The following is a 26155-nucleotide window of genomic DNA, read 5'->3' as shown; positions in this document are numbered from 1 at the left end:
CTTTTTTCATCCCACCCAACCCCATGAAACCGCAAGGTTTCGTGGGGTTTTTGCTTCTCCGATCCCCTGATTTCGAGGCCCTCCAACGAATTTTCGCCGGTCCCGGTCACTCGGGCCGCGTGCCCGTCCACCTGGACGAAGGCGAAACTTCATGGAGCGTTTCCACCCCATTTGCGACGCGCGCTCGCGCGTCTCCCGCAACATCACCATTCGCGCCGAACGGCTGGCCCGCTCGGGCTCCGTCCCCGGAATGGATGCCGAGGACATCAAGCAGGATCTGCGGCTGCATCTCTATCGCCGGGACGAGAAGTTCGACCCGGCCCGCGGTCAGTATGACACCTTCGCCGACCGCGTGCTGGCGAACCGCATCGCCACGCTGGCCGCGCCGACCGAACGGCTGCGGGCCGAACGGGCCTGGATCGACTTCGACAGCCCCGCCGAGGGGCGCGGCGATGACGAGATGCTGCCGCTCGCGGAAACGCTGCCCGACAGCGCGATGCCGCATGCCGCCGTCACACGCGGAACGGACGAGGCGTTCGGGCTGGTGCGAGATGTCCAGCGGCTCCTTGCTGGCCTGACCCCGACCTGCCGCGCCCTCGCGCTGGCGCTGATCGACATGTCGCCGACGGAAGCGGCCGAAGCCCTCGGGATCCATAGGAGCACCGTCTACGCACGGCTCGCCACCATCCGGAAGGCGGCCGAGGCGCTTGATCTCGCGGCATATCTCGGCACCGCCCCGACAGTCTCGGAGGCTCGCCGGTAGGTGACAACAGGACCGGCGATGACCCGGTCCGCCAGTTTCATGCCGGGCCCTCGGAGGAATGCAACACCCCCACGCGGGGAAACACTCCGACCGCAAGCTCCAGGGCGGCGTCAGGCCCGGCAGCAGTCTTCCCGACGATCCCTGGACAGCAACCGACGACAACACGGAGCGTCACCATGTTCAAGACTACCCCTCTGAAGCGCCTGCGCGAACTGCGCTGGCTGGAAATGCTTCCCGACAACATCGACGTCCCGGCGGTCTTCGACAGGCCGGACCAGGTCGTGCCGATCGAACGCGCCACGGTGGACGAGATCGAGTTTGCCCTTGTCGCCCTGGCGCGACAGCAATCCGACCTCTACCGCCTGACCGGCGCGCTCGGTGACGTGCTGAAGATGGCGCGCCGTCAGGGCGCCTGTGGAGCGGACAATGCCATCTCGGCGGCCGCGCGCGATCTGGAGAGCGGCAAGTGAGCGCCCCGTTCGGCGCCGGGCCGCTCCGGATCATCACCGCCGACGAACGGCTGCGCGAGGCGCGCGGCATCAAGGGGGTGCTCACGGGCACCTCCGGCATCGGCAAGACCACGCAACTCCTGACCCTCGATCCGCAGCGCACGCTGTTTCTGAACCTCGAGGCGGGCGAGCTCGCCGTGCAGGGCTGGCCCGGCGACGAGATCCGCATCCGCGATTGGGAGGTCGCCCGCGATCTCGCGGCCTGGATCGGCGGCGCCAACCCGGCGATGCGGGACGACCAGTCCTATGGGCCCGGGCACTTCGCACGGGTTTGCGCCGCCTTCGGCCCCGCCACTCAGCTCGACAAATACGACACCGTCTTCGTCGACAGCATCTCCGTCGCCTCTCGCATTTGCCTTCAGTGGTGCAAGGGTCAATCCCAAGCCCAATCCGACCGCACCGGCAAGCCGGATCTCCGCGCGACCTACGGGTTGCTCGGCCAGGAGATGATCGGCTGGCTCACGCATCTGCAGCACACGCCCGCCAAGAACATCTGGCTGGTCGGGCTGCTGGACCGCAAGCTGGACGATTTCGGCAAGCCCTTCTTCTCGATGCAGATCGAGGGCTCGAAGACCGGGCTCGAACTGCCCGGCATCGTGGATGAGGTCATCACCCTGACCGAGTTGCGCCCCGAGAAGGGCGAGGCGTTCCGTGCCTTCATCTGCACCACCATCAACGATTTCGGCCTGCCGGCAAAGGACCGCAGCGGGCGGCTGTCGATGATCGAGCCCGCCCATCTCGGACGGCTCATGGCGAAGATCCGCGGCCCGCGCCCCGAGGGCGCCGCCCGCCTGAACTTCGATCTACCCGCGGCCGCGACCGCACCCAATCCCCCGACGACGCAAGGAGCATGACCATGGCGAGCGACATGGATTTCAACGGCGCGGACACGCAGGACGCCGCCTTCGACCTTATCCTGGCCAACACGCTGGCCAAGGTCTGCCTGACCATCCGCCCCGGTGGCGCGGGGCCCGAGGGCTGGCTCACCCAGAGCAAGACCAGCCCGGCCCTTTACCTCAACACCGAGGCGGTGGTGATGGAGGGGCCGTTCGCGCGGCGTCGCATCTACACGCGCATCGGATTTCGCGGGAAGGCTGCGGGCGGTCCGGGCGACGACACTTACGGCAATCGCGGCCGCGCGATGATCCGCGGCATCCTCGAATCCGCCCGGGGCGTGCGCGCCGACGACCAGTCGAACGCTGCCCGGGCGGCGCGGATGATCCGCAGCCTCGGCGAGTTGAACGGGCTCGAGTTCGTGGCCCGCATCGGCATCGAGCGCGACAAGGACAAGCCCGAGGACAGCGGCCGCAACGTCATCAAAGCGGCCATCGGCGCCGACCATGCCGAATATGCGCGCCTGATGGGCAGCGTGCCGCAGCCGCCGCAACAGGGTCAGTTCACCGCGACGGGCGCCCATCTGTCGAACACCGGCATGGGCCAGTCCGGCGCGCCGTCCTCCGGCTCCGCGCCCTTCTGGGCGCGCTGAGGAGGACGGTCATGATCCCACGCGATTATCAGAGGGCGGCAGTCGATGCCGCCCGCGACCGCACCGCCACCCACGGCAACACCATGCTGGTCCTGCCGACCGGGGCTGGCAAGACCGCCATCGCCGGTTTCTACATCGGTGAGGAACTGGAACACCGGCGACACGACCGCGTCCTGGTGCTGCAGCACACCGACGAGTTGATCGACCAGAACCGGACCTCCATCGGGGCCGTGACCGGAATGGCCACCTCGGTGGTCAAGGCCGAGCAGGACGATTGGGGCGGCCGCATCGTCTTCGGCAGCGTCCAGACGCTCGCCCGCGCCAACCGGCGCGAACGGATGGCGCCGGTCTCGCATCTCGTCATCGACGAATGTCACCGTTCCGCCGCGCAAAGCTATCAGTCCGTCATTGACGCGGCACGGGAACTCAACCCCGAGATCAGGCTGCTCGGACTTTCGGCCACGCCCGGTCGCGGCGATGGGCGCAGCCTGCGCCGCACCTTCAGCAATGTCGGCTATCATCTGAAGATAGGCACGCTGATCGGGCGCGGTCTCCTGGTGCCGCCGCGCACCTATACAATCGATCTCGGCGTCGAGGACGAACTGGCCGGGCTGGAGGCCACTGCGGGCGATTACGACATGCGCGCCGCCGACAAGGTGCTGAACCGCTCGGTGCTGAACGAGGCGGTCGTCGAGCACTGGCAGGCAAAGGCGGCGGACCGGCGCAGCATTTTCTTCTGCGCGACGGTCGACCATGCCGATGCGGTGGCAGAAGCCTTCCGCGCCGCGGGCGTCACGGCCGAGACGATCTCGGGCGACATGCCCTCGCGGGTGCGCGCCGACCTCATCGCCCGGTTCGACAGGGGCGAGGTGCAGGTGCTGACGAACTGCATGGTCCTGACCGAAGGCTTCGACAGCCAGCCGGTTGGCTGCATCGGCATCCTGCGCCCGATGCTGCACAAGGGCACCTTCATCCAGGCGGTGGGGCGCGGTCTGCGCCGTGTCGATCCCGCGCGTTTCCCCGGTATCGTGAAGACCGACTGCATCGTGCTCGATTTCGCGGGCGCCGCGCTCCGGCACGGGTCGCTCGAACAGGAGATCGATCTCGACGAAGACGATCCCGAGGCCGGCCAGGCGCCGTGGAAACTCTGCCCGACCTGCGAGGCGGAACTACCGCTCGGCGCCTCGGTCTGCGATTTCTGCGGACATGTCTTCACGCGCGAGCGTGGCGAGGCCCGGCTGCTCACCGCCTTCGACATGATGGAGATCGACCTGCTGGAACGGTCGCCGTTCGCCTGGTGCGACCTGCATGGCGACGGCCAGGCGATGATGGCGAGTGGGTTCAATGGCTGGGCCGGCGTGTTCCACGACGGCACGCTCTGGCATGCCCTCGGACAACCGAAAGGCAGGGCGATCCGGCCGCTCGCCATCGGCACCCGGGTGCAGGCGCTCGCCGCCGCCGACGATTTCCTGCGCGCCACTGAGACCGGCACCGCCTCGATCAAGAGCCGCCGCTGGCTGAACGATCCTGCCACGATGAAACAGATGGCGCTGCTGCAGCGCGCGGGGCACGAGGCGGACGGGCTGGATTTCAGCCTGTCGAAATATGCAGCCAACTGCCACCTGAACTTCCGCTGGAACCGTGGGGCGATCACCGCCGCCGTTCTTGGCCGGGCGGAGCGGTCGGCCGCATGAAACGCCCCAATCCGCTGCCGCCCGACCTGATGACGCCCGCCGAGCGCCGCACCGAGCTCTGCGGTCTGCTGGCGCTCGGGCTGGTCCGGCTGCGGATGCGGGAAAGTGGCGAAGTATATGACGATACAGGAGAAAGTTGCCTACACTTGTCCAGAGACCAATGCCCTCATGCAACTCCAACGCACCGGAGAACCGCATGACGACCCATGATCCCATCCCCGCGCGCCTGGCCGCGCTGAAGACCACGCCGACGCCAGATTTGAAAGCGCAATGGCGCGAGTTGTTCGACAGCGAGCCGCCGCCGTTCAATCGCCGCTACCTTGAATCCCGGCTGGCCTACCGCATTCAGGAACTCAGCCTTGGCGGGTTGAAACCGGAGACGATCCGGCGGCTGGAACGGCTGGGCGAGGAACTGGATGGCGGCGACCGATTGAGGCGCAGCATCCGCGCCGACCGCAACCGCCCGATCACCGGCACGCGGCTGCTGCGCGAGTGGCAGGGCGTCGAACAGATCGTCACCGTCACCGCCGACGGATTCGAATGGCAGGGGCGGCCCTACAAGTCGTTGTCCGCCATCGCCCGCGCCATCACTGGCACGCGCTGGAACGGCTGGGTGTTCTTCGGCCTCAGGAATCACCGGGGCCGGACATGACGAAGCCGCCGGAAAAATCGAAACCCGTCCGCAAGCTGCGCTGCGCCGTCTACACCCGCAAATCCTCCGAGGAGGGGTTGGAGCAGGAGTTCAACAGCCTGCATGCCCAGCGCGAGGCCTGCGAATCCTACATCGCCAGCCAGCGCTCCGAGGGCTGGGTGCTGGTCCGCGATCAGTATGACGACGGTGGCATCTCCGGCGGCACGCTGGAACGCCCCGGCCTGCAGCGGCTCATCGGCGACATCGAGGACGGGCTGGTCGACGTGGTCGTCGTCTACAAGATCGACCGCCTCAGCCGCTCGCTTGCCGACTTCGCCAAGCTGGTCGAGGTGTTTGACCGCAATGGCGTGACCTTCGTGTCGGTCACGCAGTCCTTCAACACGACCACCTCGATGGGGCGGCTGACGCTGAACATCCTGCTGTCGTTCGCCCAGTTCGAACGCGAGGTGACCGCCGAGCGCATTCGCGACAAGGTCGCAGCCAGCCGGAAGAAGGGCATGTGGATGGGCGGGGTGCCGCCCTACGGATACCGCGTCGAGAACCGCAAGCTGGTGGTCAACGAGGAAGCTGCCGGTCATGTGCGCTGGATCTTCGCCCGGTTCCTCGAAATCGGCTCCTGCACGGAACTGGCCCGCGAAGTCGGTAAGCGCGGTATCCGAACCCCGCGCGGCAACCGGATCGACAAGAAGTACATCTACCGGATGCTGTCGAACCGCGCCTATATCGGCGAGGCGGTGCACAAGGGCGACAGCTATCCCGGCGAGCACGACGCGATCATCGACCGCGAGACGTGGGACCGTGTACATGCGATCCTGCAGGAGAGCCCCCGGAAGCGCGCCGCCCGCACCCGTGCCGAAACGCCCGCGCTGCTGAAGGGTCTGCTGTTCGGTCCCGATGGCGCCGCGTTCTCACCGACGCATACGCGCAAGGGTGACAGGCTCTACCGCTATTATGTCAGCCAGACAGTGCTGAAGCACGGGGCGGGAGCTTGTCCGGTCGGACGCGTCCCCGCAGGTGAGATCGAAGCCGCCGTAATCGACCAGCTTCGCGCCGTGTTCCGCCAGCCGGAGATCGTGGCGGGCACATGGAAGGCCGCGCGCACGCAGGATGGCGAGATCACCGAGGCCGACGCCCGCGAGGCGCTGACCCGGCTGGATCCACTGTGGGATGAACTCTTCCCGGCTGAACAGGCGCGTATCGTGGCGCTGCTGGTCGAGCGGGTCGAGATCGGCACGGATGGTCTGAGCGTCCGTCTGCGCATGGACGGGCTGGCCGGGCTCGCGCGAGAAATGGCCACCAATATTGGAGCAGCTGCATGACCGGCGCGACGCCGATCCCCGAGACCGTCACCATCCACGTTCCCTTCCGCCTCGTGAAGCGCGGCGGGCGCAAGGAAATGCAGCTACCCGATGGCGGACGGCCAGACCGCAAGGCTGACAGCACGCTGGTCAAGGCATTGGCCCGCGCCTTCCGCTGGAAGCGCCTGCTGGAGTCCGGCGAGTTCGTCACCATCGCCGAACTGGCCGAGCGCGAGGGGATCGCCTTCACCTATATGGCCCGTGTCCTGCGCCTTACGCTGCTTGCGCCCGATATCGTCGAAGCTATCCTGGATGGGAAACAGAGCTCGGACGTCACGCTGAAGGGGCTCATGGAGCCATTTCCGTTGGATTGGCGATCACAGATGGCGCTGCTTTCCTGAGTGCCCGCCAAATGAAATTCACCACGATACGGGGATTGCGGCAGCTTGAGTTTCAGATGACCCTGAGACAAATCGGGGATATTGGAGCGTATCATGTCGGGCATTTTCAGATGGTTATTTGGCGGATCTTCTGCCCGCGAGCCCAAGGCACCGGATACTGTGCGAGGTGAGCCTCGCAGTAAGGCCGCTGCCGAGCCGGAGCCTGATATCATCCGGATGGCGGACCCTTCCCTGCCCGGGCAGCTCTATTTCGCGCAGCTTGAACGTTTCACCTCTTCAGTTTCCGCAAAGGACTATGTGACCGCGGCTGCAGCTGCGCGTGCAAGTCTACCGCTGCTGCGTGACTGGCTGAAAGATCCTCAAGGCGACGGGCAGCGGCTCGACATTCGGATTCCGGCCCTGTCGCAAGGCGGAACGATGATGGCCATCGTCGGAGATCGGGACGGACTCTGCGAGTTGCGCGACCTTGTGCAGAGTTTCGACCATCTGCAAGCTTACCGAGACGAGGCGGAGGAACACTTCGTCGACCTCGACCTTTTCGACCGGCTCCGGGAAGCGATCCGCGCAAATCCGGGCATCCTGCAAAGCCGGATCAGAACCGTGCTGGGCGTCGATGACGCGCGCCGTTCCAGTCGGCTCATCTCCTACCTTGAGAAGTCGGGAGAAGTCCGTCGCGCGAACAGCGGAAAGACCTATGAGCTCTATCTCGCCGATGCCGAGATGCCCAAGGCCGCGGCCGCGACGATATACAATGAGCCAGCAAGGCCCGGATCGCACCGACGCGACCGAGGTGCCGGGCGGCCGTACGAACTCGACCCAAAGCGTGTGAGTATCGTGCCTCTTCCTCCTTCGCCCAATGCGTGGGAGCAACCCGTCGAGATGCCTGCCACAGAGGAAGCCTTCGCAGACCCTCAAGGAAGCTGGAGCGAAATCGTCGTCGAGCCAATTGCGAAATCGGATCGACCGGATCCGGGCTTTCGCAGGCACTACAGCACGCGTGGCGGCGCACTGTCGTTCGACGATCTTGCGAAGTCAGAAGCGAGCCTTGGCGCTCCTGGAGCAGTGATGTTCAGCGACGCGAACGGACGGCCTGGGACACCGGTGCCCCTACACCGCGATGCTTACCACATTTCCGTTCATCCTGAGGGCGAGGGCTTCGCCCTCCGCTCGAAAAGCGGTGTGATGACCGTTTATCGTGGCGACCTCGGCATCGACTTCGAGACAGATCTAGAGGCCGCCCCGGAAGTCGTCACCAACCGCGAACGACTCGGCTTGCCAGAGAGCGAGGCACATCGCGCTCTGCGCTGTATAGCGCTGACACCAGATCGGGACCGCTACCTCTTCACTCACGTGGACGAAGCATGGTGCGTTAACCGGGAAGGAGAGCGCCTATGGGGGCTCAGGATGCCGGCGAAAGAGCCGACCCGCATCAGGGTGGGCGGCTCCAGCTTCGGGACCGCGGCGGAAATCGATCAAGCCCTAGAGGTCATGGGTCTTCAGATGCCGGTCACGCCCGACGAGATCCGGAAGCGGTACCGGCAGCTCGTGCGTGAACTGCACCCTGACGTGAATCCCGGAAACGAAGAGAGGATGAAGGCAGTGAATGTCGCATCTGAGCGGCTAACCGGCCTCGATCCTGAGCAGCTCGACGGAAGTGGAGGTGGTGAAGCCGGTTTTGAAATCGTGATCAGCTTTGGCCCCGCGGCCGAGGCTGACTGGATCTATGCCGCAGCCTTCTCCGGGACAGGAGAAACCGCTCTGCTTGGCACCTATGCCGGGCGGGTGGTGCGCGTGGACTGCAGCGGCTCACTGACCACGATCTACGAAGTGGGCTCCGTGCCTGTCCGCATCGTTGAGACCGAATCTTTCCTCTATGTGATGACCACGACCCGTCTCTATGTGCTGGACGGCGACCGCCTGATCGCTTTGCATGACTGTTCGCCAAAATGCGATCTGCTCGTCAGCGGAGGCATGGTCCTCTTGGTCGAAGGCAAAGGCGTTCGCGTCTTCACGGAAGATGGCCAGCCAATGGGGATCGCCCTGACCAAGGCACCCATCCGGCGGGCGTATGTCCACAATGGCGCGGTCGTTGTCGAAACGCGGACGCAACGGGGGAACTTCAGAGGGGTCCGCGCGGCTCCTAAGAGACCCGGCGATCCGTTCCAGGCAAGTCCCATGCGTCCATCGTGATGGCTGACCATGTAACTGCGGACCGCCGGTCGTACATAATGTCGATGGTCTGCCAGAAGGACACGAAGCCTGAACTCGCCCTGCGCCGCGCCCTGCACCGGCTCGGATACCGGTTCAGGCTTCATCGTCGCGATTTGCCGGGCAGCCCCGACATCGTGTTCCCGTCGCGGAAGAAGGTCGTCTTCGTGCACGGCTGCTTCTGGCATGGCCATGGCTGCAGGTGGGGCAGACTGCCGAAGTCCAGGCCGGAATACTGGCGGCCGAAGATTGAAACAAACCAAGAACGCGATAAGAGAGTCTTAACCGAACTGAGAGACGCTGGATGGGAGCCACTGGTCGTCTGGCAGTGCGAGTTGAGGGACATCGAAGGAGCCGTCGACCGGGTCGAAGCCTTCCTGAAAAGCTAGGATTCGCTGGTCAAGCGAGCGACACACCGATATGTTGGGCGGAAACCTTGGGGGCGGCTGCATGGCAAGACCGATTGGAATCGATTTGTTCGCGGGCGCGGGTGGTATGAGCCTTGGCTTCGAGCAGGCCGGTTTCGATGTCGTTGCCGCCGTCGAGATCGATCCCGTTCACGCGGCGGTCCACAAGTTCAACTTCCCGGACTGCGCAGTCATTCCTCGATCGGTGACGGACGTCTCCGGCGAAGATATCCGCGCGGAGGCAGGGATTGGGGATCGGACGGTGGATGTCGTGTTCGGCGGAGCTCCATGTCAGGGGTTCTCATTGATCGGACAGCGCGCGCTCGACGACCCGCGAAACGCGCTGGTCAAAGATTTCGTGCGCCTGGTCCGCGAACTCGATTCGAACTACTTCGTTTTCGAGAACGTGAAGGGGCTGACTGTCGGCAAGCACCGAAAGTTCCTTTTCGAACTGATCGAGGAATTCGAAGAAATCGGCTATTCCGTCCAACGTGACTGGCGGGTTCTGAACGCGGCTGACTATGGTGTGCCGCAGGATCGTCAGCGCTTGATTTTGATGGGTGCAAAGAAGGGCCGCTCTCTTCCGGACTACCCCAAGGCAATCGCAGAACGCCCGACCTGTCAGGACGCTCTTGCCGATCTTCCAAACGCAGAGGAGTTCGAGCGCCTTCGAGATTTCGACACCATCAAGACAGCGGCCTTCGGAAAGCCCAGCGCCTACGCCGAGCCGCTGCGGGGCCTTGGCAACGACGCATGGGCGTATGGCCACCCTCGGAACTGGGATCCGAAGAAACTGACGTCCAGCGCACGTACCGAACACACCGAGATTTCCCGTCGGCGATTTCGCGAAACGGAACAGGGTCGCGTGGAACCGATCTCGCGCTTGTTCAAGCTGCCGGCCGACGGCGTTTCGAATACGCTAAGAGCGGGGACGGATTCTGCTCGTGGCGCGTTCACCAGCCCGAGACCGATTCACTACGCGTTCGACCGGTGCGTAACTGTGCGCGAAATGGCGCGCCTCCACGGCTTTCCAGACTGGTTTCGCTTCAACGTCACCAAATGGCATGGCGCTCGCCAGATCGGAAACTCAGTGCCGCCTCCGCTGGCGCGCGCGGTGGCCAGCGTCGTTATCGCTGCGCTGGGGGTTCGCCCCACGCGACCGACCGAGGCTGTGGATCTCGGCGACGAAAAGCTCCTGAGTATGGGGAACACCGAGGCCGCTGCGTATTTCGACATCCAGAACCCTATCGGACGCCGCGACAAGAAGAGCGGTGCGCGAAAGCGGAAACAGGAAGAGATCGAGGCTTCATATGCCCTTCACAGGGGGGCGCAACTCGTAGATGGCGTCGCTGGCTAGGGTCAATTCCTCCAGCGCCGACGCTTCCGACCGCTTCACGGCAGTGAACTCGGTCAGGTAGAACCCGACGCCTTTGATCGTCCGCAAACCGATGGGAACGACCGTGTCCACCTCCGCTTCCGCGAAGGCAGCACGGACTTGGTTGATGATCTGGCTCTGAATAAGCGGGTCCTTGGCCTGCTTCGCTTCGCAAGTGACCAAGACGGATTCCGGTCGTTGCGGATCGCCGGTCTTGCCAAGGAAGAGGGCGTCGATCTCGGTCGAGCGCAGCTTGATCCCCATTTGAAGATGGGCAAGTTCGAGCAATGGAAACGCGGCTGCCACCGCGAAATGGGTCTCGACAACACGCAGATTGATCGCAGTCTGAACCAACCAGGTTTCATCGGAACGCCCCAGCGACTTGGTAACGAGCGGAATACTGATCGACTGGACCGGATACTGCGGCGCATCTTCGCGCACTCCGAACGCATCGGGGAACGGCTCGGTCTGTCCTGGTCGGTAGGGTATAAACTCGAAGCACTCTCCGTCGCCGGTCCGCTGGACCGCGGCGAAGCGTTTGGCCGCAACCGAAGTCGGCCAGTTGCTGGAGGCATTGGCTCCGCGCAGCAGATCTTTCATGAAATTCGCAGGATTGCGGTCGCTAAGCGTCGAGCCGTAAAGATCGTTACACTCGCGAATGGCCTGCGCGACGTCGTCGAGACTCATCAGGCTTTTTTCGAGCGCGCCCGTCGATACGTTCCAGTACTTGTCAAACAGATGTTCGACGACTTTCGTTTTCTGCGATCGTGCCAACCTGCGCGCCTTCTGATTATCCGGAAAGATAATCGCCCGAAGCGGGTGCGACGTTCAATCCCTTTCGATTAGGGCCGGTTTCATGCCTTCGTACGCGCCGAAACGATTGGGGCGTTCAGCGTTGCGGTCGACTTACGATCTCGAAAAAAGCCTTGTCAAACTGCGGCTCGTCCCATCGGTCGGCGACCGCCAGCCAGCGGTCGAGGTGGTCGCGGAACCCCGGATCGTCAGCCTTGAGGTGAAAGGTGTAGAGCCGGTCGACGATCTGTCGCATCAGGCTTCGCATCTGGTCGTCGTCGAGATGGGACGCGTCAGACCATGGAATCTGGCGACCGTCGGCGTCGGTGACGAACACGTCCGAATAGTCGCCCGTGTGAGTGACCGGGACAGTCCCCGCGTGCAATTCCTCGATCCCCGTGTTGCGCACACAGATCATTGCCATCAGTTTGGCCAGCCGAGCTGCGATGCGCTCCTCGTCGGCCGGTTTCATGGGGCGGACCGTTGTGGATCGTTCCCCCGGCGCTTCTTGAACAACGCGGCGAGGGATGCTTCGGCTCGGGCCAATCCAGCTTCCGTCAGGGCTAGCGACTTCGCCTTACCGACGGGATCGTAGATCAGCCCCTTCGCGTGTAACCGGTCGGTGATGGACCAGTCGAGCCCTTTCCAGACGCGATTGCCGTCATGCAGCGTCAAGCTGAGGATCGCCAGCGCCGCGTCGTCGAGCTTGTCGGTGTCGAGGTCCGGTTCCGCCATGTATGGCCTCCTTCACCCACAGGATGCCGTCGTTGCCGGAATTTCTCAATGCCGGAAAGGATTTGCGAGGCTGGATAGAGAAAGAACGGGTTGGATTTCTGTTCCTTTCCACGAACGCCGCTGGCATCGAAGTGTTCAGGTGGCGCGAGGAACTGTCCCAATGCTTTCAACTGGTTACGGGCTCTACACCGAATGCGCGCAGTCGAGAGGTCCGGAGAATATCGGGCTCAAGAGAACGTCTCCGGCTGCTGTGGCGAGGATACCAGTGCAAAGCCCCTCCAGCATAACCCCCGAAAACAACGGGAAAATCCGGCCGTAGCCGGATCAGGAGAACGCTTTCGCGAGGGCAAGTGGCGGAGACGGAGGGATTCGAACCCTCGATAGGACTTTAAGGTCCTATAACGGTTTAGCAAACCGCCGCCTTCAGCCTCTCGGCCACGTCTCCTTGTGGTGCCTTCTTTGCAGATAAGCGCATCGAGGTCAACGCGGTTTATGAAAGATGAGGTGGATAACAACCATGAGGCGACAGCCCGCCTTTCGGCGGATCAATGCCTCAGATGGGCCCGCATGTGATAGTGACCGCCTTCGCCCCGTTCAAACGAATCAAGCACACGGGGATGCCGAACGGGCTCTCCTGAAGTATCCGCCACGAGATTCTGCTCGGAAACATAGGCAATGTATTCCGTATCCATGTTTTCGGCGAACAGATGATAGAATGGCTGATCCCTGTCGGGCCGCCCTTCCTCGGGAATCGACAGATACCACTCTTCCGAATTGCTGAAACAGGGATCGACATCGAAGATCACGCCGCGAAAGGGGTAAATCCGATGTCTGACAACCTGCCCAAGCGCGAATTTCGCGCTGCGCGTTCTTGAAGAAGGCAACTCGCCCATACGCCATCCTGCCCTTATCGTTATCGGAAAACACGCCCCCCGCCGCCGGAAACGCGCTTCCAGGCAATGCATCCTGAAAGCGCCTGACAATCGCGGCCATATGTGGGCAAACCCCTTATCCCCGATCATTTCCTTACATCGTATATAGTTTGTTAAGCAAGATGCCGACCGGGCGCTTGATGCGAACATGAAAAGAACATATAAGGAAATTGTTGGAACACAGGGGAGATCAGAAGATGTACAAGGCTCTTGTCGCCGATCTTGTCGAGCTTGCGTCGCTGGCGCTTTTCGTGGCCATGATCGGTGTCGTGGCGGTCGCCGGCGCCGCCGCCTGATCCGCGTCCGCGCGGGTGACGGGTGCGCCGGGCAGCGATAAAATGGGTCGCGCGCAGTCGATTCGCATGCGCACGGCCGGTTCGGGGAGTGAAATGCCGGGTCTCATCGAGAATGTCGGGTTCGTTCACCTTCACGTCCATTCGTCCTATTCGCTGCTCGAAGGGGCGCTGACGATTTCCGCCCTCTCGAAGCTGGCGGCGGCGGACGACATGCCGGCAATGGCGCTTACCGATACCAACAACCTTTTCGGCGCGCTGGAATTTTCCGAAAAGCTTGCGTCGACCGGCATCCAGCCGATCGCCGGATTGCAGCTTGCCGTCGCCTTCGAGGCGGCGGAGCCGAATGCCCGCCCGACCCATCGGGCCCTGCCGCATGTCGTGCTGCTCGCGGCGAGCGCGCGCGGATACGGCAACCTCATGGCGTTGTCCAGCGCCGCCTTTCTCGGCAACGAACCGGGACAGGGGGCACATGGCGCGCATGTGCCGCTGGAATTGCTGGCGGCTCACACCGAAGGACTGATCGCGCTGACGGGCGGCCCCGGCGGCCCGCTCGACAGCGCATTCGCCGCGGGACGGCCGGAGCTGGCGCGGGAACGTTTCGAGCACCTGCTGGCCCTGTTCGGCGACAGGCTTTATATGGAGCTGCAACGCCACGGCAGGGACGACGAGGCGCTGACGGAACCGGCCCTGCTGGAACTGGCCTATGCGCGCGGCGTACCCCTCGCGGCCGCCAATGAACCCTACTTCGCCACCGCCGGCGATTATGAAGCGCACGATGCGCTGCTCGCGATCGCCGACGGGCGGCTGGTGTCGGACGATCAGCGGCGGCGTCTGACGCCTTCGCGGTTTTTCAGGTCGCGCGCGGATATGGCGGCGGCGTTCGCCGATCTGCCGGAGGCGCTGCATTCGACGGTGGAGATCGCGCAGCGCAGCGCCTTCCGTGTGCGGACCTGCAAGCCGATTCTGCCTCATTTCAGCGGCGCGGACGCGCATGCCGACGATGGCGCGGACCATGCCGATGACGAGGCCGTCGAATTGCGCCGCCAGGCGCGGGAGGGGCTCGCGGCTCGCCTCGCCGCGCACGGCCCCGCGGAAGGGCTCGCCGCGAAGGACTATGAGGACAGGCTCGACTATGAACTGTCGGTGATCGAGCGCATGAAGTTTCCCGGCTACTTCCTGATCGTGGCCGACTTCATCAAATGGGCGAAGGCGCAGCACATACCCGTGGGCCCGGGGCGTGGCTCGGGCGCGGGCTCGCTCGTCGCCTATTCCCTGACCATCACCGATCTCGATCCGCTGCGCTTCGGCCTGCTGTTCGAGCGCTTTCTCAATCCCGACCGCGTGTCGATGCCCGACTTCGACATCGACTTCTGCCAGGACAGGCGCGAAGAGGTCATCGGCTACGTGCAGCGGCGCTACGGCGAGGAGCGCGTGGCGCAGATCATCACCTTCGGCACCCTGCAAGCGCGCGGCGTGATGCGCGATGTCGGCCGGGTGCTGGAAATGCCCTACGGGCAGGTCGACAAGCTGACGAAGCTCGTGCCGCAAAATCCGGCCAATCCCGTCACGCTTGCGCGCGCCATCGCGGATGAGCCCAAATTGCAGGCGGCGGCGGAGGAAGAGCCGGTGGTGGCGCGCATGCTGGCCTTCGCGCAAAAGCTCGAGGGGCTGCATCGTCATGCCTCGACCCATGCCGCCGGCGTCGTGATCGGCGACAGGCCGCTCGAACAACTGGTGCCGCTCTATCGCGATCCGCGCTCGCAGATGCGTGTGACGCAGTTCAACATGAAGTGGGTCGAGCAGGCGGGGCTGGTGAAGTTCGACTTTCTCGGCCTCAAGACGCTGACGGTTCTGAAAACGGCGATCGATCACATTCACCGCCGGTATCCCGATTTCTCTCTGGAGCGCATTCCGCTCGACGATCCGCTGACTTTCGAACAGCTCGGACGCGGCGAAACGGTGGGCGTGTTCCAGGTCGAAAGCGCGGGCATGCGCAAGGCGCTCGTCGACATGCGGCCCGACCGGCTCGAAGACCTCATCGCGCTGGTGGCGCTCTACCGTCCGGGGCCGATGGCCAACATTCCCGTCTATTGCGACCGCAAGAACGGACGCGGCGAGCCGGAAAGCGCCTGGTACCTGCACGAGGCGCTCGCGCCGATCCTGCGCGAGACCTTCGGCATCATCATCTATCAGGAACAGGTGATGCAGGTGGCACGGACGCTTTCGGGCTATTCGCTGGGCGAGGCCGACCTGCTGCGCCGCGCCATGGGCAAGAAGATCAAGGCGGAGATGGACGCCCAGCGGGCGCGCTTCGTCGACGGCGCGACGGGGCAGGGGCTCGCCCGCGATCTCGCGAACGAGATCTTCGACCTGCTGGCCAAGTTCGCGGATTACGGCTTCAACAAGAGCCACGCGGCCGCCTATGCCCTGATCGCGTATCAGACGGCGTATCTGAAGGCGAATTTCCCCGTCGAGTTTCTCGCGGCCTCGATGGCGCTCGACATGGACAACACGGACAAGCTGTCCGAGTTCCGGCGCGAGGCGCAGCGGCTCGGCATCCGCGTCGAGCCGCCATCCGTCCAGCAGTCCGGCGTCAGCTTCGACGTGGCGTTCGACGCGGACGGCACCGGCATCATCCGCTACGCGCTGGCGGCCATCAAGGGCGTGGGCGCGCAGGCGGTGGAATCGATCGTGGCGGCGCGCGCCGGGGCGCCCTCCGATCGATCGAAACCCGCCCCGATCGGCGTTGGCGCCGGCGGACAGTTCAAGGATCTCGGCGATTTCGCGCGCCGCATCAACCCGCGCCTCGTGAACCGGCGAACGCTGGAGGCGCTGGTCGCCGCCGGCGCGCTCGACCCGATCGCGCCCGACCGCGCCCGCGCCTTCGCCGCCATCGAGGCGATCATGGCGCTGGCCAACCAGACCGCGCAATCGGCGGCGGCGGGGCAGGGAGACATCTTCGGCGCGCTCGCCGCGCCCGAGCCGCTGCGTATTCCCGAATACCAGCCCTGGCAGGCGTCGGAGAGATTGCAGCGGGAATATGACGCCGTCGGCTTCTTTCTCTCCGGCCATCCGCTCGACGAATACGGACCGCTGCTGGAGAGACTACGCGTGCGGCGCTGGGCGGATTTCGCCCGCGGCGTCAAGCGCGGCGAGAGCATGGGGCAGCTTGCGGCGACCGTGCTCGACCGCGTGGAGCGGCGCACGCGCAACGGCACGAAGATGGGCGTGATCACCTTCTCCGACCAGAGCGGCCATTTCGAGGCGATCCTGTTCTCGGAGGGGCTGGCCCAGTACCGTGATCTGCTGGAGCCTGGCCAGGCGGTGATGCTGGTGGTGCAGGCCTCCAGCGACGGCGATGACGTGCGCGCGCGCATCCAGCGGGCTGAACCGCTGGATCAGGCCGTCGCCCGCCATCAGAAAGGCATGCGCATCGTCGTGAACGACGCCGCACCTCTTGACGCCATCGCGCGCCAGTTGAGCATGCACGGCGAGGGAACCGTCTCGCTCGTGGTGGATATCGCCGGCCTGCGCGAGGTGGAAATGGAACTGCCGGGCCGCTTCCGTACCACGCCGCAGATAGCGGCGGCGCTGCGCAGCCTCACGGGAGTAGTGGATGTCGAATTGCGCTGAGCGGGACAAGGACGTGTCAGCCTGCGATAACCGTGGAAAAAGCGGGAGATGACTTGCATTTGTCAGGCGCAGATACTATAAGCCGCGCCATTCCACACGCGGGGCGGGCTCTTTGGCTTCCGGTGGCCGGGTTGTCCGGCCGGAGCCCCGCGGAGGCTTGAACCGGAGACGAGTATCATGGCACTTCCTGAATTTTCGATGCGCGAGCTGCTTGAGGCAGGCGCTCACTTTGGCCACCAGGCCCACCGCTGGAACCCGAAGATGGAACCTTACATCTTCGGCACGCGCAGCAACATCCACATCATCGATCTCGCCCAGACGGTCCCCGCGCTCTATCGCGCGTTGCAGGCGATCTCCGACACCGTGGCCGCCGGCGGCCGCGTGCTGTTCGTCGGCACGAAGCGTCAGGCGGCCGAATCGGTGGCGGATGCCGCGCGCCGTTCCGCGCAGTATTATGTGAACTCCCGCTGGCTCGGCGGCATGCTGACCAACTGGAAGACGATTTCCGGCTCCATCCAGCGGCTGCGCAAGGTGGACGAGATCATCGCGGGCGGGGCGGTCGGCCTCACGAAGAAGGAGCGCCTGATGCTGGCGCGCGAGCGCGAGAAGCTTGAGCGCGCGCTGGGCGGCATCAAGGACATGGGCGGCACGCCCGACCTGCTGTTCGTCATCGACACGAACAAGGAGCAGCTCGCCATCAAGGAAGCCCAGCGCCTGGGCATTCCGGTCGTCGCGATCGTCGACACCAACAGCGATCCCGACGGGATCAACTACCCCGTGCCGGCGAACGACGACGCCGGCCGCGCCATCAATCTGTATTGCGATCTCGTCGCACGCGCCGTGATCGACGGCATCTCGCGCGGTCAGGGCGATTTCGGCGTCGATATCGGCGCTTCCGACGAGCCTTTCCCGGAGGATCTGTCGGCCGAGACCGCCGCGAGCGCCTTCGAGCGTCTGGTGGCGCCGCGCGGCGCGCCGGATGAGCTTTCGGCCCTGCCGGGCGTCGGCCCGGAGCTGGAGAAGAAGCTCAACGAAGCGGGCATCTTCCATTTCTGGCAGCTTGCGGCTCTGACGCCGGCCGATGTGGCCACGATCGACGCAGAGCTGAAGCTCGGCGGTCGTATCGAGCGCGAAGGCTGGATCGATCAGGCCCGCGCCCGTCTCGACGCCGTCGAGATCTGAAAACCGTTCCGGCTGACCGGAGCCGGAGACTGAAGATGTTGATCGACTGGCCCGGCGCCTCTTCGGGGGCGTCGGGCCGGCCATGTCAGTGACGAGTGACAACCCCGAGAGGACACTATGGCGAACATCACCGCTGCTCTGGTGAAAGAGCTCCGCGAAAAATCCGGTGCGGGCATGCTGGACTGCAAGAATGCACTGACCGAAACCGAAGGGGATATCGAGGCCGCGATCGACTGGCTGCGCGCCAAGGGGCTGGCGCGCGCCGCCAAGAAGTCCGGCCGCGTGGCGGCGGAAGGGCTGGTGGCCGTCGCCGTCGAAGGCACGAAGGGCGTCGTGATCGAGCTGAACGCGGAGACGGATTTCGTCGCCCGCAACGACCAGTTCCAGGCACTTGCCCGCACGGTCGCCGACGTGGCGCTGAAGGTGGGCGGCGACGCCGCCGCTGTGGGCGCGGCGCCGTTCCCGCAGGGCGGCACGGTGAGCGAGGCGATCACCGCCGCCATCGCGACCATCGGCGAAAACATCGCGCTGCGTCGCGTCGACGGGCTCTCGGTGTCGGAAGGCGTCGTGGCGGCTTACCTGCACAACGCCGCGGGCGAGGGGCTCGGCCGCATCGGCGTGCTGGTCGGGCTGGAATCGACCGGCGACAAGGATGAACTGAACGCGCTCGCGCGCCAGATCGCCATGCATGTCGCGGCGACCAACCCCGTCGCGCTCGATGCCGCCGGCGTCCCGGAGGAAACCATCGCCCGCGAGAAGGCGATCCTGCTGGAGAAGAACGCCGGCAAGCCCGCCCACGTCCTCGAGAAGATCGCGGAAAGCGGCCTCAAGAGCTACTTCAAGGAAGTGACGCTGCTTGAGCAACCCTTCATTCACGACACCTCGAAGTCGGTCTCGCAGGCCGTCAAGGAATCCGAAGGCAAGATCGGCGCACCCGTCAGGCTGGTCGGCTTCATCCGCTACGGCCTCGGCGACGGGGTTGAAAAAGAAGAAACGGATTTCGCCAGTGAGGTGGCGGCCGCGGCGGGCGCGGCCTGAGTTTCGAAGGGCGGCGCCTGGCGCCGCCTTTTTTTTGAGGCGGGAAACGTCGTTCGGCGCTGTTCTCCCCGCACGGCAGATGTTGCTCATCCCCCTGCGGCCCGTCGCGGTTGCGCGGAGCGATGCGCAGGTTGATCACAGGAGAGACGGAATGCGTTTCAAGCGGGTGTTGATCAAACTGTCCGGGGAGGCTCTGGCAGGGCCGGGCGGATCGGGGCTGCACGGCGAGACGTTGACGAGCATCGCCTCGGACATCGCCTCAGCCGCGCATGCGGGGCACGAGATCGCGATCGTCGTCGGCGGCGGCAACTTCTTTCGCGGCGTGCAGGGGCTCAGCAAGGGGCTCGATCGCCCGACGGCCGATTCCATCGGCATGCTGGGCACCGTCATGAATGCGCTGGCGCTCGAACATGCCATCGACGCGGCCGGCGTGCCCGCGCGCGCGATGTCCGCGGTGCCCATGCCGTCGCTGTGCGAGAGTTATGCCCGCAAACGCGCGCTCGACCATCTGGCGCACGGCAAGGTCGTGGTGATGGGCGGCGGCACGGGCAACCCGTATTTCACGACGGACACGGGCGCGGCGCTGCGCGCGGCGGAACTGTCATGCCATGCGCTGCTGAAGGGCACGAACGTGGACGGCGTCTATACGGCCGATCCGAAGAAATATCCCGACGCGACGCGCTACGATCACCTGACCCACGACGAGGCCATCAACCGGGATCTGAAGGTGATGGATACCACCGCGTTCGCCCTGGCGCGCGAAGCGGGATTGACGGTGGTGGTGTTTTCCGTTTTGGATGCTAGCGCGATCGGCGCGGCATTGTCCGGTACGGGGCGGTCCACTCTCGTCACTCCGTGAACGGACTTGAATGAACGGACTGGAGCGCGTTCCGATTGAATGGAATCATTTAATCGATCAGAATTCGCTCAAAATCAAAAAGTGAGAGGATTTTTGCGTTTCAACGAAACGCGGAAAGCCTCTAATGCATTTCGGTTTTTCGTTGAAACACCAAAATGCTTTACCTTATTGATTTAGCGCGTTTTCTTCACGCAAAGCGCTATCCGCTTTGCTTGAAAACGCTTTAGAGGCCCTTCGTCGCCCGATGGCCCGCGATGATCGGCGATGCGGCGAAGGATGCGGTACGGGTAAGAGAAGGGCGTTTTTATGGCTGGTACTTTTGATCTCGACGATATCAAGCGGCGCATGCAGGGCGCCGTCGCGGCTTTGCGGCACGATCTCGGCAGCCTGCGGACAGGGCGCGCCTCACCGGGCATTCTCGACCCGATCACCGTCGATGCCTACGGCACGCCGACGCCGATCAGCCAGCTCGCCACGGTCAGCGTGCCGGAGCCCCGGCTTCTCAGCGTGCAGGTGTGGGACCGCAGCGTCGTGGGCGCGGTGGAAAAAGCGATCCGCGAATCGGATCTCGGCCTCAACCCGCAGACCGAGGGCCAGGTCATCCGGCTGCGCATCCCCGAGATGAATGAACAGCGCCGCAAGGAAATGGTGAAGGTCGCGAACAAGTATGCCGAAGAGGCGCGCGTCGCGGTTCGCCATGTGCGGCGCGACGGCCTCGACACGCTCAAGAAGCTGGAGAAGGACGGTTTGAGCGAGGACGAATCGGCCCGGCACGCCGATCAGGTCCAGAAGGCGACCGATCAGACCATCGTCGAAATCGATCAGACGGTGGCCACGAAGGAAAAGGAAATCCTGCAAGTGTAAGTTGCGATCGGCCGGGAAACCGGCCGGCCGAAACGCGCACCGATGCGAATGGAAACACCCCGTTGAACGGCTTTGTCCCGGCGCCGGATGGCAAGCCGGAGCCTGATCGAATCTGCAAAGCGTGAAACAGGGCGCGTCGCATGCTGCGCGGCGCGCGTTTTCGCGCTACACGGTCTACAGACGGAGATGGATCGATTGATCACGATACCCCGCATGGGGGGGAAAGCCGGAGGGGGCATGAAACGCGCACCCGTGGGAGACGAGGCGGCGACGGACGACGCTCGTCAGGCGGTCGGGACACCTGCCGCGGAATCTCCCGCGCATGTCGCGATCATCATGGACGGCAACGGCCGGTGGGCGCAGGCGCGCGGCTTGCCGCGCTACAGGGGGCACCACAGCGGCGTCGAGGCGGTGAGGCGCACCGTGCGGGCCGCGATCGAGCTGGATATCCGCTACCTGACCATTTACAGTTTCTCGTCGGAAAACTGGCGGCGGCCGGCGGCGGAGATCGCCGAGCTGATGGGCCTGTTGAAACTGTTCATCCGCCGCGATCTGGCCGATCTGGCGCGCAATAACGTGCGCGTGCGCATCATCGGCGACAGGGCGGGCTTGCCCGACGACGTCGTGGCGCTGCTCGACGAGGCGCAGGCACGCACCGTCGGCTGCACCGGACTCACGCTGATCGTGGCCTTCAATTACGGCGGCCGGCAGGAGTTGGCCCGTGCGGCGCGCGCATTGGCGCGGCAAGCGCAGCAGGGCGAGATCGCGCCCGACGACATCACCGAGGATATGCTCGGCGCGCATCTCGATACGGTGGGAATCCCCGATCCCGATCTGCTGATCCGCACTTCGGGCGAGCAGCGCCTGTCGAATTTCCTGTTGTGGCAGGCGGCCTATGCGGAACTCGTCTTCATGCCGATCTACTGGCCGGATTTCGACCGCGCCGCGCTGGAAGCCGCGATCGCGGAGTTTCGCCGCCGCGAGCGGCGTTTCGGCAGCGTCGGCGCCGATGCCGTCATCGACGAGGACGTCTGAAAGCGTGAAGCCGAATAGTGTGCGCACTTCCAGAAAAACGGGGTGCGTAAACAAGTGGATCGAGCAACGGCACGATTCGACGTGAATGTCCGGCGCTCCGGAGCATGTCGCTGTTAACCGGAAACGACGGCATGCTCTAGGTTGTTAATTTCGAGCGCATTCTGATCGATCGAGTGATTCCATTCGATCGGAAGGCACTCCAGAGCAAAATGCGTTGAGTATGAATCGGAAATTTGCTCCAATCAGTTGTTTTTACATCGAATCTGTTCAGAAAACGGCATGCGTTTTCCGGTTTGATGCAGCGGTGGGTCAGGAATGAACCGTTTCCGCCCGCCCGGCGCGGGCTCATCCGATTCCTCCGGCGGCGCCGGGAAAGATGCGCGCCTCACGGAGCTTGCGGCGCGGGTCGCTTCCGCGCTCGTGCTGGCGGCGGCGGCGATCGCGGCGACCTGGCATGGCGGATGGCCGTTCGCGGTTCTGTGGTCGCTGGCCTCCGGCGTGATCGTTTTCGAATGGCTCGGTCTCGGTCTGACCGCCGTGCGGGCGAATAGGAACGGCGGCGTCTCGCCGGTCGGCGGGTTTCCCTTCGTCGCGCGCCTGCTGATTTCCGCAGGCACCGGGGCGCTGCCGCTCCTCCTGTTTCTCGACATGCTTCCGGGCGCGTTCGTCGGCACGGCCATGGTCATGGCGGTTGCGCTCGGCTGGTGCGTCCTCGTCGCGCGCGGGGCGGCCGTCATCTCTCTTGCCGCGTGGGCGCTGACCGGCATCGCCGTCGGCGCGCTGATCGGCCTGACGCCGGTCCTCGCGCGGGCCGTACCAGGCATCGGGTCGGCGTTGATCGCCTGGATGTTCGCCGTGACCTGGACGACGGATATCGCCGCCTATTTTTCGGGCCGGGCGATCGGCGGGCCGCGCCTCTGGCCGCGCGTCAGCCCCAACAAGACCTGGGCGGGATGCGTCGGCGGCACGCTGGCCGGCACCTTCATGGGCTGGCTGGTCGCCCATGTCGCTGCGACGGCGGGAGCCGCGACCGCGTGGGACGGGGCGACGATCGCTGCGATATCGGCGCTGGCGTCGCTGGCGGGGCAGGCGGGCGACCTCGCCGAATCGGCCATCAAGCGCCGGGCCGGCGTCAAGGATTCGGGCCGTCTCATTCCCGGTCACGGCGGGTTCATGGATCGGCTGGACGGCTTCGCCGCGATTTGTCTTCTGGTGGCAATCGGGCTTGCCGCAGGCGTTTTCGCGCCTTCCTGAACCTCCGATGGTGGAAATCATGTTTCCTCGCCAATTGTCATGCCCTATCGATGAGCCGTGCCGGCGCGGCCGGAAGATGGCGGGAGGCGCCGTATGCCGCCTGCATGTCCGCACGAGGATCGGGGAGTATTCATGACTACGCGCATTGTTCTGCTGGGCGCCACGGGCTCCGTGGGCAGCGCCGTCGTGGACGTGATCCTGCGCCATCCCGATCGCTTTCATGTCGAGGCGATCGTGTCGGCGGGCAGCGACGTATGCGCGCTGGCTTCCGTGGCGCGGCGCACGGGGGCGCGTTTCGTGGCGGTCGCCAATCCGCAGAAGGCCGAGACGCTCGCGCGAGCGCTGGCGGACGCCGGCGCCGATGCCGCCAGCGGCGCGGGCGAAGCGGCGATCGACGAGGCGGTCGACCGCGACGCCGACCTGGTGGTGGCGGCGATTGCGGGAACGGCGGGCCTGCGCGTCACGCATCGCGCCATCCGGCCGGGCCGGCGGATCGCCCTCGCCAACAAGGAAACGCTGGTGAGCGCGGGCGATGCCTTCATGCGCGACGCGCGCGCGGCCGGCGTCGGCATCCTGCCGCTCGATTCGGAACATAACGCGTTGTGGCAGGCCATGGGCGACGCATGCTCCGAGGATATCGAGGAGCTTGTTCTCACCGCCTCCGGCGGCCCGTTCAGGAAGTGGGCGGCGGAGGCCATCGCCGCGGCGACGCCGGAAGAGGCGCTTCGGCATCCCAATTATTCGATGGGCGCGAAGATCTCCATCGATTCCGCCTCCATGATGAACAAGGGGCTGGAACTGATCGAGGCGCACCATCTGTTCGGCGTGGACGGTGCGCGCCTGCGGGTGCTCGTTCATCCGCAGCAGGCCGTGCATGGCCTTGTCGGCTTCCGCGACGGCTCCGTGGTGGCGGGCCTCGCGGCGCCGGACATGCGTATTCCCGCCGCCCATTGTCTCGGTCTTCCCGGACGCCTCAATACAACCCTGCCGCGCCTTGACCTCGCCGCATTCGGCAGGCTCGATTTCGAGCCACCGGATCTCGCGCGCTTTCCGGCCCTCGGGCTCGCTTTCGAGGCGCTGGCGGAGGGCGGGGGCATGCCGACGGTTCTCAATGCCGCCAACGAGGTGGCGGTGGGAGCGTTTTTGTCGCGCCGGATCGGCTTTGGCCGCATCGCGGCGCTGGTGCGGGATGCCTGCGAGGCGTTCGCGGGCCGGGTGAGCCACGCGCCCGACAGCGTCCCGGAGGCGCTGGCGCTCGATGAGGAAGCCCGCGCCTGGACGCATGCGCAGGTGACGCGGGGCATGGCGGTCGCCTGAGGCGATCCGGCCGTTCGGCAGGGCGTGCGGCGCAGGACGAGAATGATATCGTGACCGCGGGGCGATTCGGCGTCGCCGCAAGAGTGCTTGAACGTTGCGGGCAATTGCGGCGACCGTCGCGACCTGAGAAAGGGAGAGTATGGAACTTCTGGGGGGCGTTGGCGGGGCGGCGGTTGCGCTGGCCGGAACCATTCTGGCATTTCTGTTCGTGCTCACGCTTGTCGTGTTCGTTCACGAATACGGCCATTTCATCGTCGCACGCTGGTGCGGGGTGAAGGTGCGCGCTTTCTCGATCGGCTTCGGCACGGAGCTGTTCGGTTGGTATGACCGCAAGGGCACGCGCTGGCGGGTATCGGCCATTCCGCTCGGGGGCTACGTGAAATTCGAGGGAGACGCCAATGCGGCCAGCGCTCCCGATTTCGACGCCGTGAAGGCGATGTCCGCCGAGGAGCGGCAGGGCAGCATCTTTCACAAGCCGGTCGGACAGAGAGCCGCCATCGTCGCCGCCGGGCCTTTCGCCAACTTCCTGCTCGCGATCGCGATCTTCGCCGCCATGGCGTATTTCAACGGCCGGCAGATCCTGCTGCCGCGCATCGAAACCGTGCAAACCGGCAGCGCGGCGGAGCGGGCGGGTTTCCAGCCGGGCGATCTCGTGCTCTCCATCGATGACGTCGCCATCGAGAGCTTCGCCGACATGCAGCGAATCGTCGGCATGAACGCCGGCGAGAGCCTGACCGTGCGCGTCGACCGCGGCGGCGTCGAGGCGTCGCTGGTCGCGGTGCCGGATCTGCGCGAGGTGACGTCGCCGCTTGGCGCGCAGCGCATCGGCGTGCTGGGCATCCAGGCGGCCAACAGCCCCGAGAACTGGCGCACGGAGCGCTACGGCCTCACCGCGGCGGTGGGCGTGGGCCTGAGCGACACCTGGCAGGTGGTGACGCAGACGTATCATTATCTCGGCCGCGTGATCACGGGCAAGGAATCGACAGAACAGCTCTCGGGGCCGATCCGTATCGCCGAGGTTTCCGGCAGGGTTGCGCGCCTCGGCGGACTGGGGGGACTGCTCAACCTCGCCGCGCTGCTGTCGGTTTCTATTGGATTGATTAACCTCGTTCCGATTCCGATGCTGGATGGCGGGCATCTGTTGTTCTATGCTATTGAGGCGGTGCGTGGCAGGCCCCTGAGCGAACAGGCTCAGGAGTTCGGCTTCCGCATCGGCCTGGCGCTTGTCGTGATATTGATGCTGTTCGTGACGTGGAACGATCTCTCCCATATCGGCGGTCTTTTCGGCGCCGGCGGGTGAGGGCGTGACCTGAAGGCAACGGCTGTGCGGGAAATCGACTCCCGGACGAGACCGTCGTTTGCATGGACGTACTTTATCTGTAGAAGCGTTTAGTCATAGGACTTCCATACGCCGGCATGCGGGCT

The 26155-nt window shown here is 64.8% G+C and carries 24 protein-coding genes and 1 tRNA gene; 20 read left to right on the top strand and 5 right to left on the bottom strand.

What is annotated here, in order from left to right; all coding sequences use genetic code 11:
• The first annotated feature begins 151 nt into the window (after positions 1 to 151).
• The 11 genes from ACOYJQ_RS12795 to ACOYJQ_RS12745 all read left to right on the top strand — a co-directional run bounded on the left by ACOYJQ_RS12795 (position 152) and on the right by ACOYJQ_RS12745 (position 10775).
• Positions 152 to 763 (top strand): sigma-70 family RNA polymerase sigma factor, encoded by a 612-nt coding sequence (locus tag ACOYJQ_RS12795; RefSeq protein ID WP_433458934.1) that lies wholly within the window; start codon positions 152 to 154, stop codon positions 761 to 763.
• A gap of 176 nt (positions 764 to 939) precedes the next feature.
• The gene (locus tag ACOYJQ_RS12790; protein WP_310458516.1) at positions 940 to 1233 is read left to right on the top strand and encodes a hypothetical protein; all 294 of its coding nucleotides are present in this window, start codon (positions 940 to 942) and stop codon (positions 1231 to 1233) included.
• The gene (locus ACOYJQ_RS12785) at positions 1230 to 2126 is read left to right on the top strand and encodes an ATP-binding protein (protein WP_433458933.1); all 897 of its coding nucleotides are present in this window, start codon (positions 1230 to 1232) and stop codon (positions 2124 to 2126) included. Before ACOYJQ_RS12790 ends, ACOYJQ_RS12785 begins: the two co-directional genes overlap by 4 nt.
• A 2-nt stretch (positions 2127 to 2128) precedes the next feature.
• On the top strand, positions 2129 to 2758 hold the full coding sequence (locus ACOYJQ_RS12780) for a hypothetical protein (RefSeq protein WP_433458931.1): 630 nt from the start codon (positions 2129 to 2131) through the stop codon (positions 2756 to 2758).
• An 11-nt stretch (positions 2759 to 2769) separates the two neighbouring features.
• Entirely contained in the window at positions 2770 to 4452 is a 1683-nt protein-coding gene (locus ACOYJQ_RS12775) for a DEAD/DEAH box helicase family protein (RefSeq protein ID WP_433458930.1), read from the top strand.
• A gap of 196 nt (positions 4453 to 4648) precedes the next feature.
• On the top strand, positions 4649 to 5104 hold the full coding sequence (locus tag ACOYJQ_RS12770) for a DUF2924 domain-containing protein (RefSeq protein WP_433458929.1): 456 nt from the start codon (positions 4649 to 4651) through the stop codon (positions 5102 to 5104).
• A complete protein-coding gene (locus tag ACOYJQ_RS12765) occupies positions 5101 to 6423 on the top strand; it encodes a recombinase family protein (protein ID WP_433458928.1) in 1323 nt (440 codons plus the stop codon). Before ACOYJQ_RS12770 ends, ACOYJQ_RS12765 begins: the two co-directional genes overlap by 4 nt.
• Positions 6420 to 6803: a hypothetical protein gene (locus ACOYJQ_RS12760; RefSeq protein ID WP_433458927.1), complete on the top strand. Its 384-nt coding sequence runs from the start codon at positions 6420 to 6422 to the stop codon at positions 6801 to 6803. Before ACOYJQ_RS12765 ends, ACOYJQ_RS12760 begins: the two co-directional genes overlap by 4 nt.
• Before the next feature lie 93 nt (positions 6804 to 6896).
• Positions 6897 to 8993: a DnaJ domain-containing protein gene (locus tag ACOYJQ_RS12755; RefSeq protein ID WP_433458925.1), complete on the top strand. Its 2097-nt coding sequence runs from the start codon at positions 6897 to 6899 to the stop codon at positions 8991 to 8993.
• A complete protein-coding gene (locus ACOYJQ_RS12750; protein ID WP_433458923.1) occupies positions 8993 to 9400 on the top strand; it encodes a very short patch repair endonuclease in 408 nt (135 codons plus the stop codon). Before ACOYJQ_RS12755 ends, ACOYJQ_RS12750 begins: the two co-directional genes overlap by 1 nt.
• A 61-nt stretch (positions 9401 to 9461) precedes the next feature.
• A complete protein-coding gene (locus ACOYJQ_RS12745) occupies positions 9462 to 10775 on the top strand; it encodes a DNA cytosine methyltransferase (RefSeq protein ID WP_433458922.1) in 1314 nt (437 codons plus the stop codon).
• On the opposite strand, the gene ACOYJQ_RS12740 is transcribed toward ACOYJQ_RS12745, so the two are convergent.
• The 5 genes from ACOYJQ_RS12740 to hspQ form a co-directional block, all read right to left on the bottom strand.
• Complete coding sequence (locus tag ACOYJQ_RS12740) at positions 10725 to 11567, bottom strand: hypothetical protein (RefSeq protein WP_433458921.1); 843 nt, start codon at positions 11565 to 11567, stop codon at positions 10725 to 10727. The two genes, ACOYJQ_RS12745 and ACOYJQ_RS12740, sit on opposite strands and share 51 nt — an antisense overlap.
• Before the next feature lie 115 nt (positions 11568 to 11682).
• Positions 11683 to 12057 carry a hypothetical protein gene (locus ACOYJQ_RS12735; protein WP_433458920.1) on the bottom strand — a complete coding sequence of 125 codons (375 nt, stop codon included), beginning with the start codon at positions 12055 to 12057 and terminating at the stop codon, positions 11683 to 11685.
• Positions 12054 to 12320 (bottom strand): DUF6429 family protein, encoded by a 267-nt coding sequence (locus tag ACOYJQ_RS12730; RefSeq protein ID WP_433458918.1) that lies wholly within the window; start codon positions 12318 to 12320, stop codon positions 12054 to 12056. Before ACOYJQ_RS12730 ends, ACOYJQ_RS12735 begins: the two co-directional genes overlap by 4 nt.
• Before the next feature lie 351 nt (positions 12321 to 12671).
• Positions 12672 to 12765, bottom strand: a tRNA-Ser gene (locus tag ACOYJQ_RS12725).
• 100 nt (positions 12766 to 12865) lie between these two features.
• Positions 12866 to 13213 (bottom strand): heat shock protein HspQ, encoded by a 348-nt coding sequence (gene hspQ / locus ACOYJQ_RS12720; protein WP_433458916.1) that lies wholly within the window; start codon positions 13211 to 13213, stop codon positions 12866 to 12868.
• A 428-nt stretch (positions 13214 to 13641) separates the two neighbouring features.
• Between hspQ and dnaE the strand changes: the two genes are divergently transcribed.
• The 9 genes from dnaE (at position 13642) to rseP (ending at position 26030) form a co-directional block, all read left to right on the top strand.
• Positions 13642 to 17181, top strand: coding sequence for a DNA polymerase III subunit alpha (gene dnaE / locus ACOYJQ_RS12715; RefSeq protein WP_433458913.1), 3540 nt, complete (start codon positions 13642 to 13644; stop codon positions 17179 to 17181).
• 177 nt (positions 17182 to 17358) lie between these two features.
• Positions 17359 to 18363 (top strand): 30S ribosomal protein S2, encoded by a 1005-nt coding sequence (locus tag ACOYJQ_RS12710; protein ID WP_433458911.1) that lies wholly within the window; start codon positions 17359 to 17361, stop codon positions 18361 to 18363.
• 117 nt (positions 18364 to 18480) lie between these two features.
• Positions 18481 to 19401: a translation elongation factor Ts gene (gene tsf / locus ACOYJQ_RS12705; protein ID WP_433458909.1), complete on the top strand. Its 921-nt coding sequence runs from the start codon at positions 18481 to 18483 to the stop codon at positions 19399 to 19401.
• Between the two features lie 151 nt (positions 19402 to 19552).
• Positions 19553 to 20260: a UMP kinase gene (gene pyrH / locus ACOYJQ_RS12700; RefSeq protein WP_433458908.1), complete on the top strand. Its 708-nt coding sequence runs from the start codon at positions 19553 to 19555 to the stop codon at positions 20258 to 20260.
• 306 nt (positions 20261 to 20566) lie between these two features.
• The gene (frr, locus tag ACOYJQ_RS12695) at positions 20567 to 21124 is read left to right on the top strand and encodes a ribosome recycling factor (protein ID WP_433458907.1); all 558 of its coding nucleotides are present in this window, start codon (positions 20567 to 20569) and stop codon (positions 21122 to 21124) included.
• A gap of 237 nt (positions 21125 to 21361) precedes the next feature.
• A complete protein-coding gene (locus tag ACOYJQ_RS12690; protein ID WP_433458906.1) occupies positions 21362 to 22159 on the top strand; it encodes an isoprenyl transferase in 798 nt (265 codons plus the stop codon).
• Between the two features lie 315 nt (positions 22160 to 22474).
• Positions 22475 to 23413 (top strand): phosphatidate cytidylyltransferase, encoded by a 939-nt coding sequence (locus tag ACOYJQ_RS12685; protein WP_433458904.1) that lies wholly within the window; start codon positions 22475 to 22477, stop codon positions 23411 to 23413.
• 132 nt (positions 23414 to 23545) lie between these two features.
• A complete protein-coding gene (gene dxr / locus ACOYJQ_RS12680) occupies positions 23546 to 24730 on the top strand; it encodes a 1-deoxy-D-xylulose-5-phosphate reductoisomerase (protein WP_433458902.1) in 1185 nt (394 codons plus the stop codon).
• A gap of 139 nt (positions 24731 to 24869) precedes the next feature.
• Positions 24870 to 26030: an RIP metalloprotease RseP gene (gene rseP / locus ACOYJQ_RS12675; protein WP_433458901.1), complete on the top strand. Its 1161-nt coding sequence runs from the start codon at positions 24870 to 24872 to the stop codon at positions 26028 to 26030.
• Positions 26031 to 26155 lie beyond the last annotated feature (125 nt).

Origin of the sequence: Pseudochelatococcus sp. (assembly GCF_050946405.1) — a bacterium.
Lineage (GTDB): Bacteria > Pseudomonadota > Alphaproteobacteria > Rhizobiales > Beijerinckiaceae > Pseudochelatococcus.
This window is presented reverse-complemented; position numbering and strand designations above follow the sequence as displayed.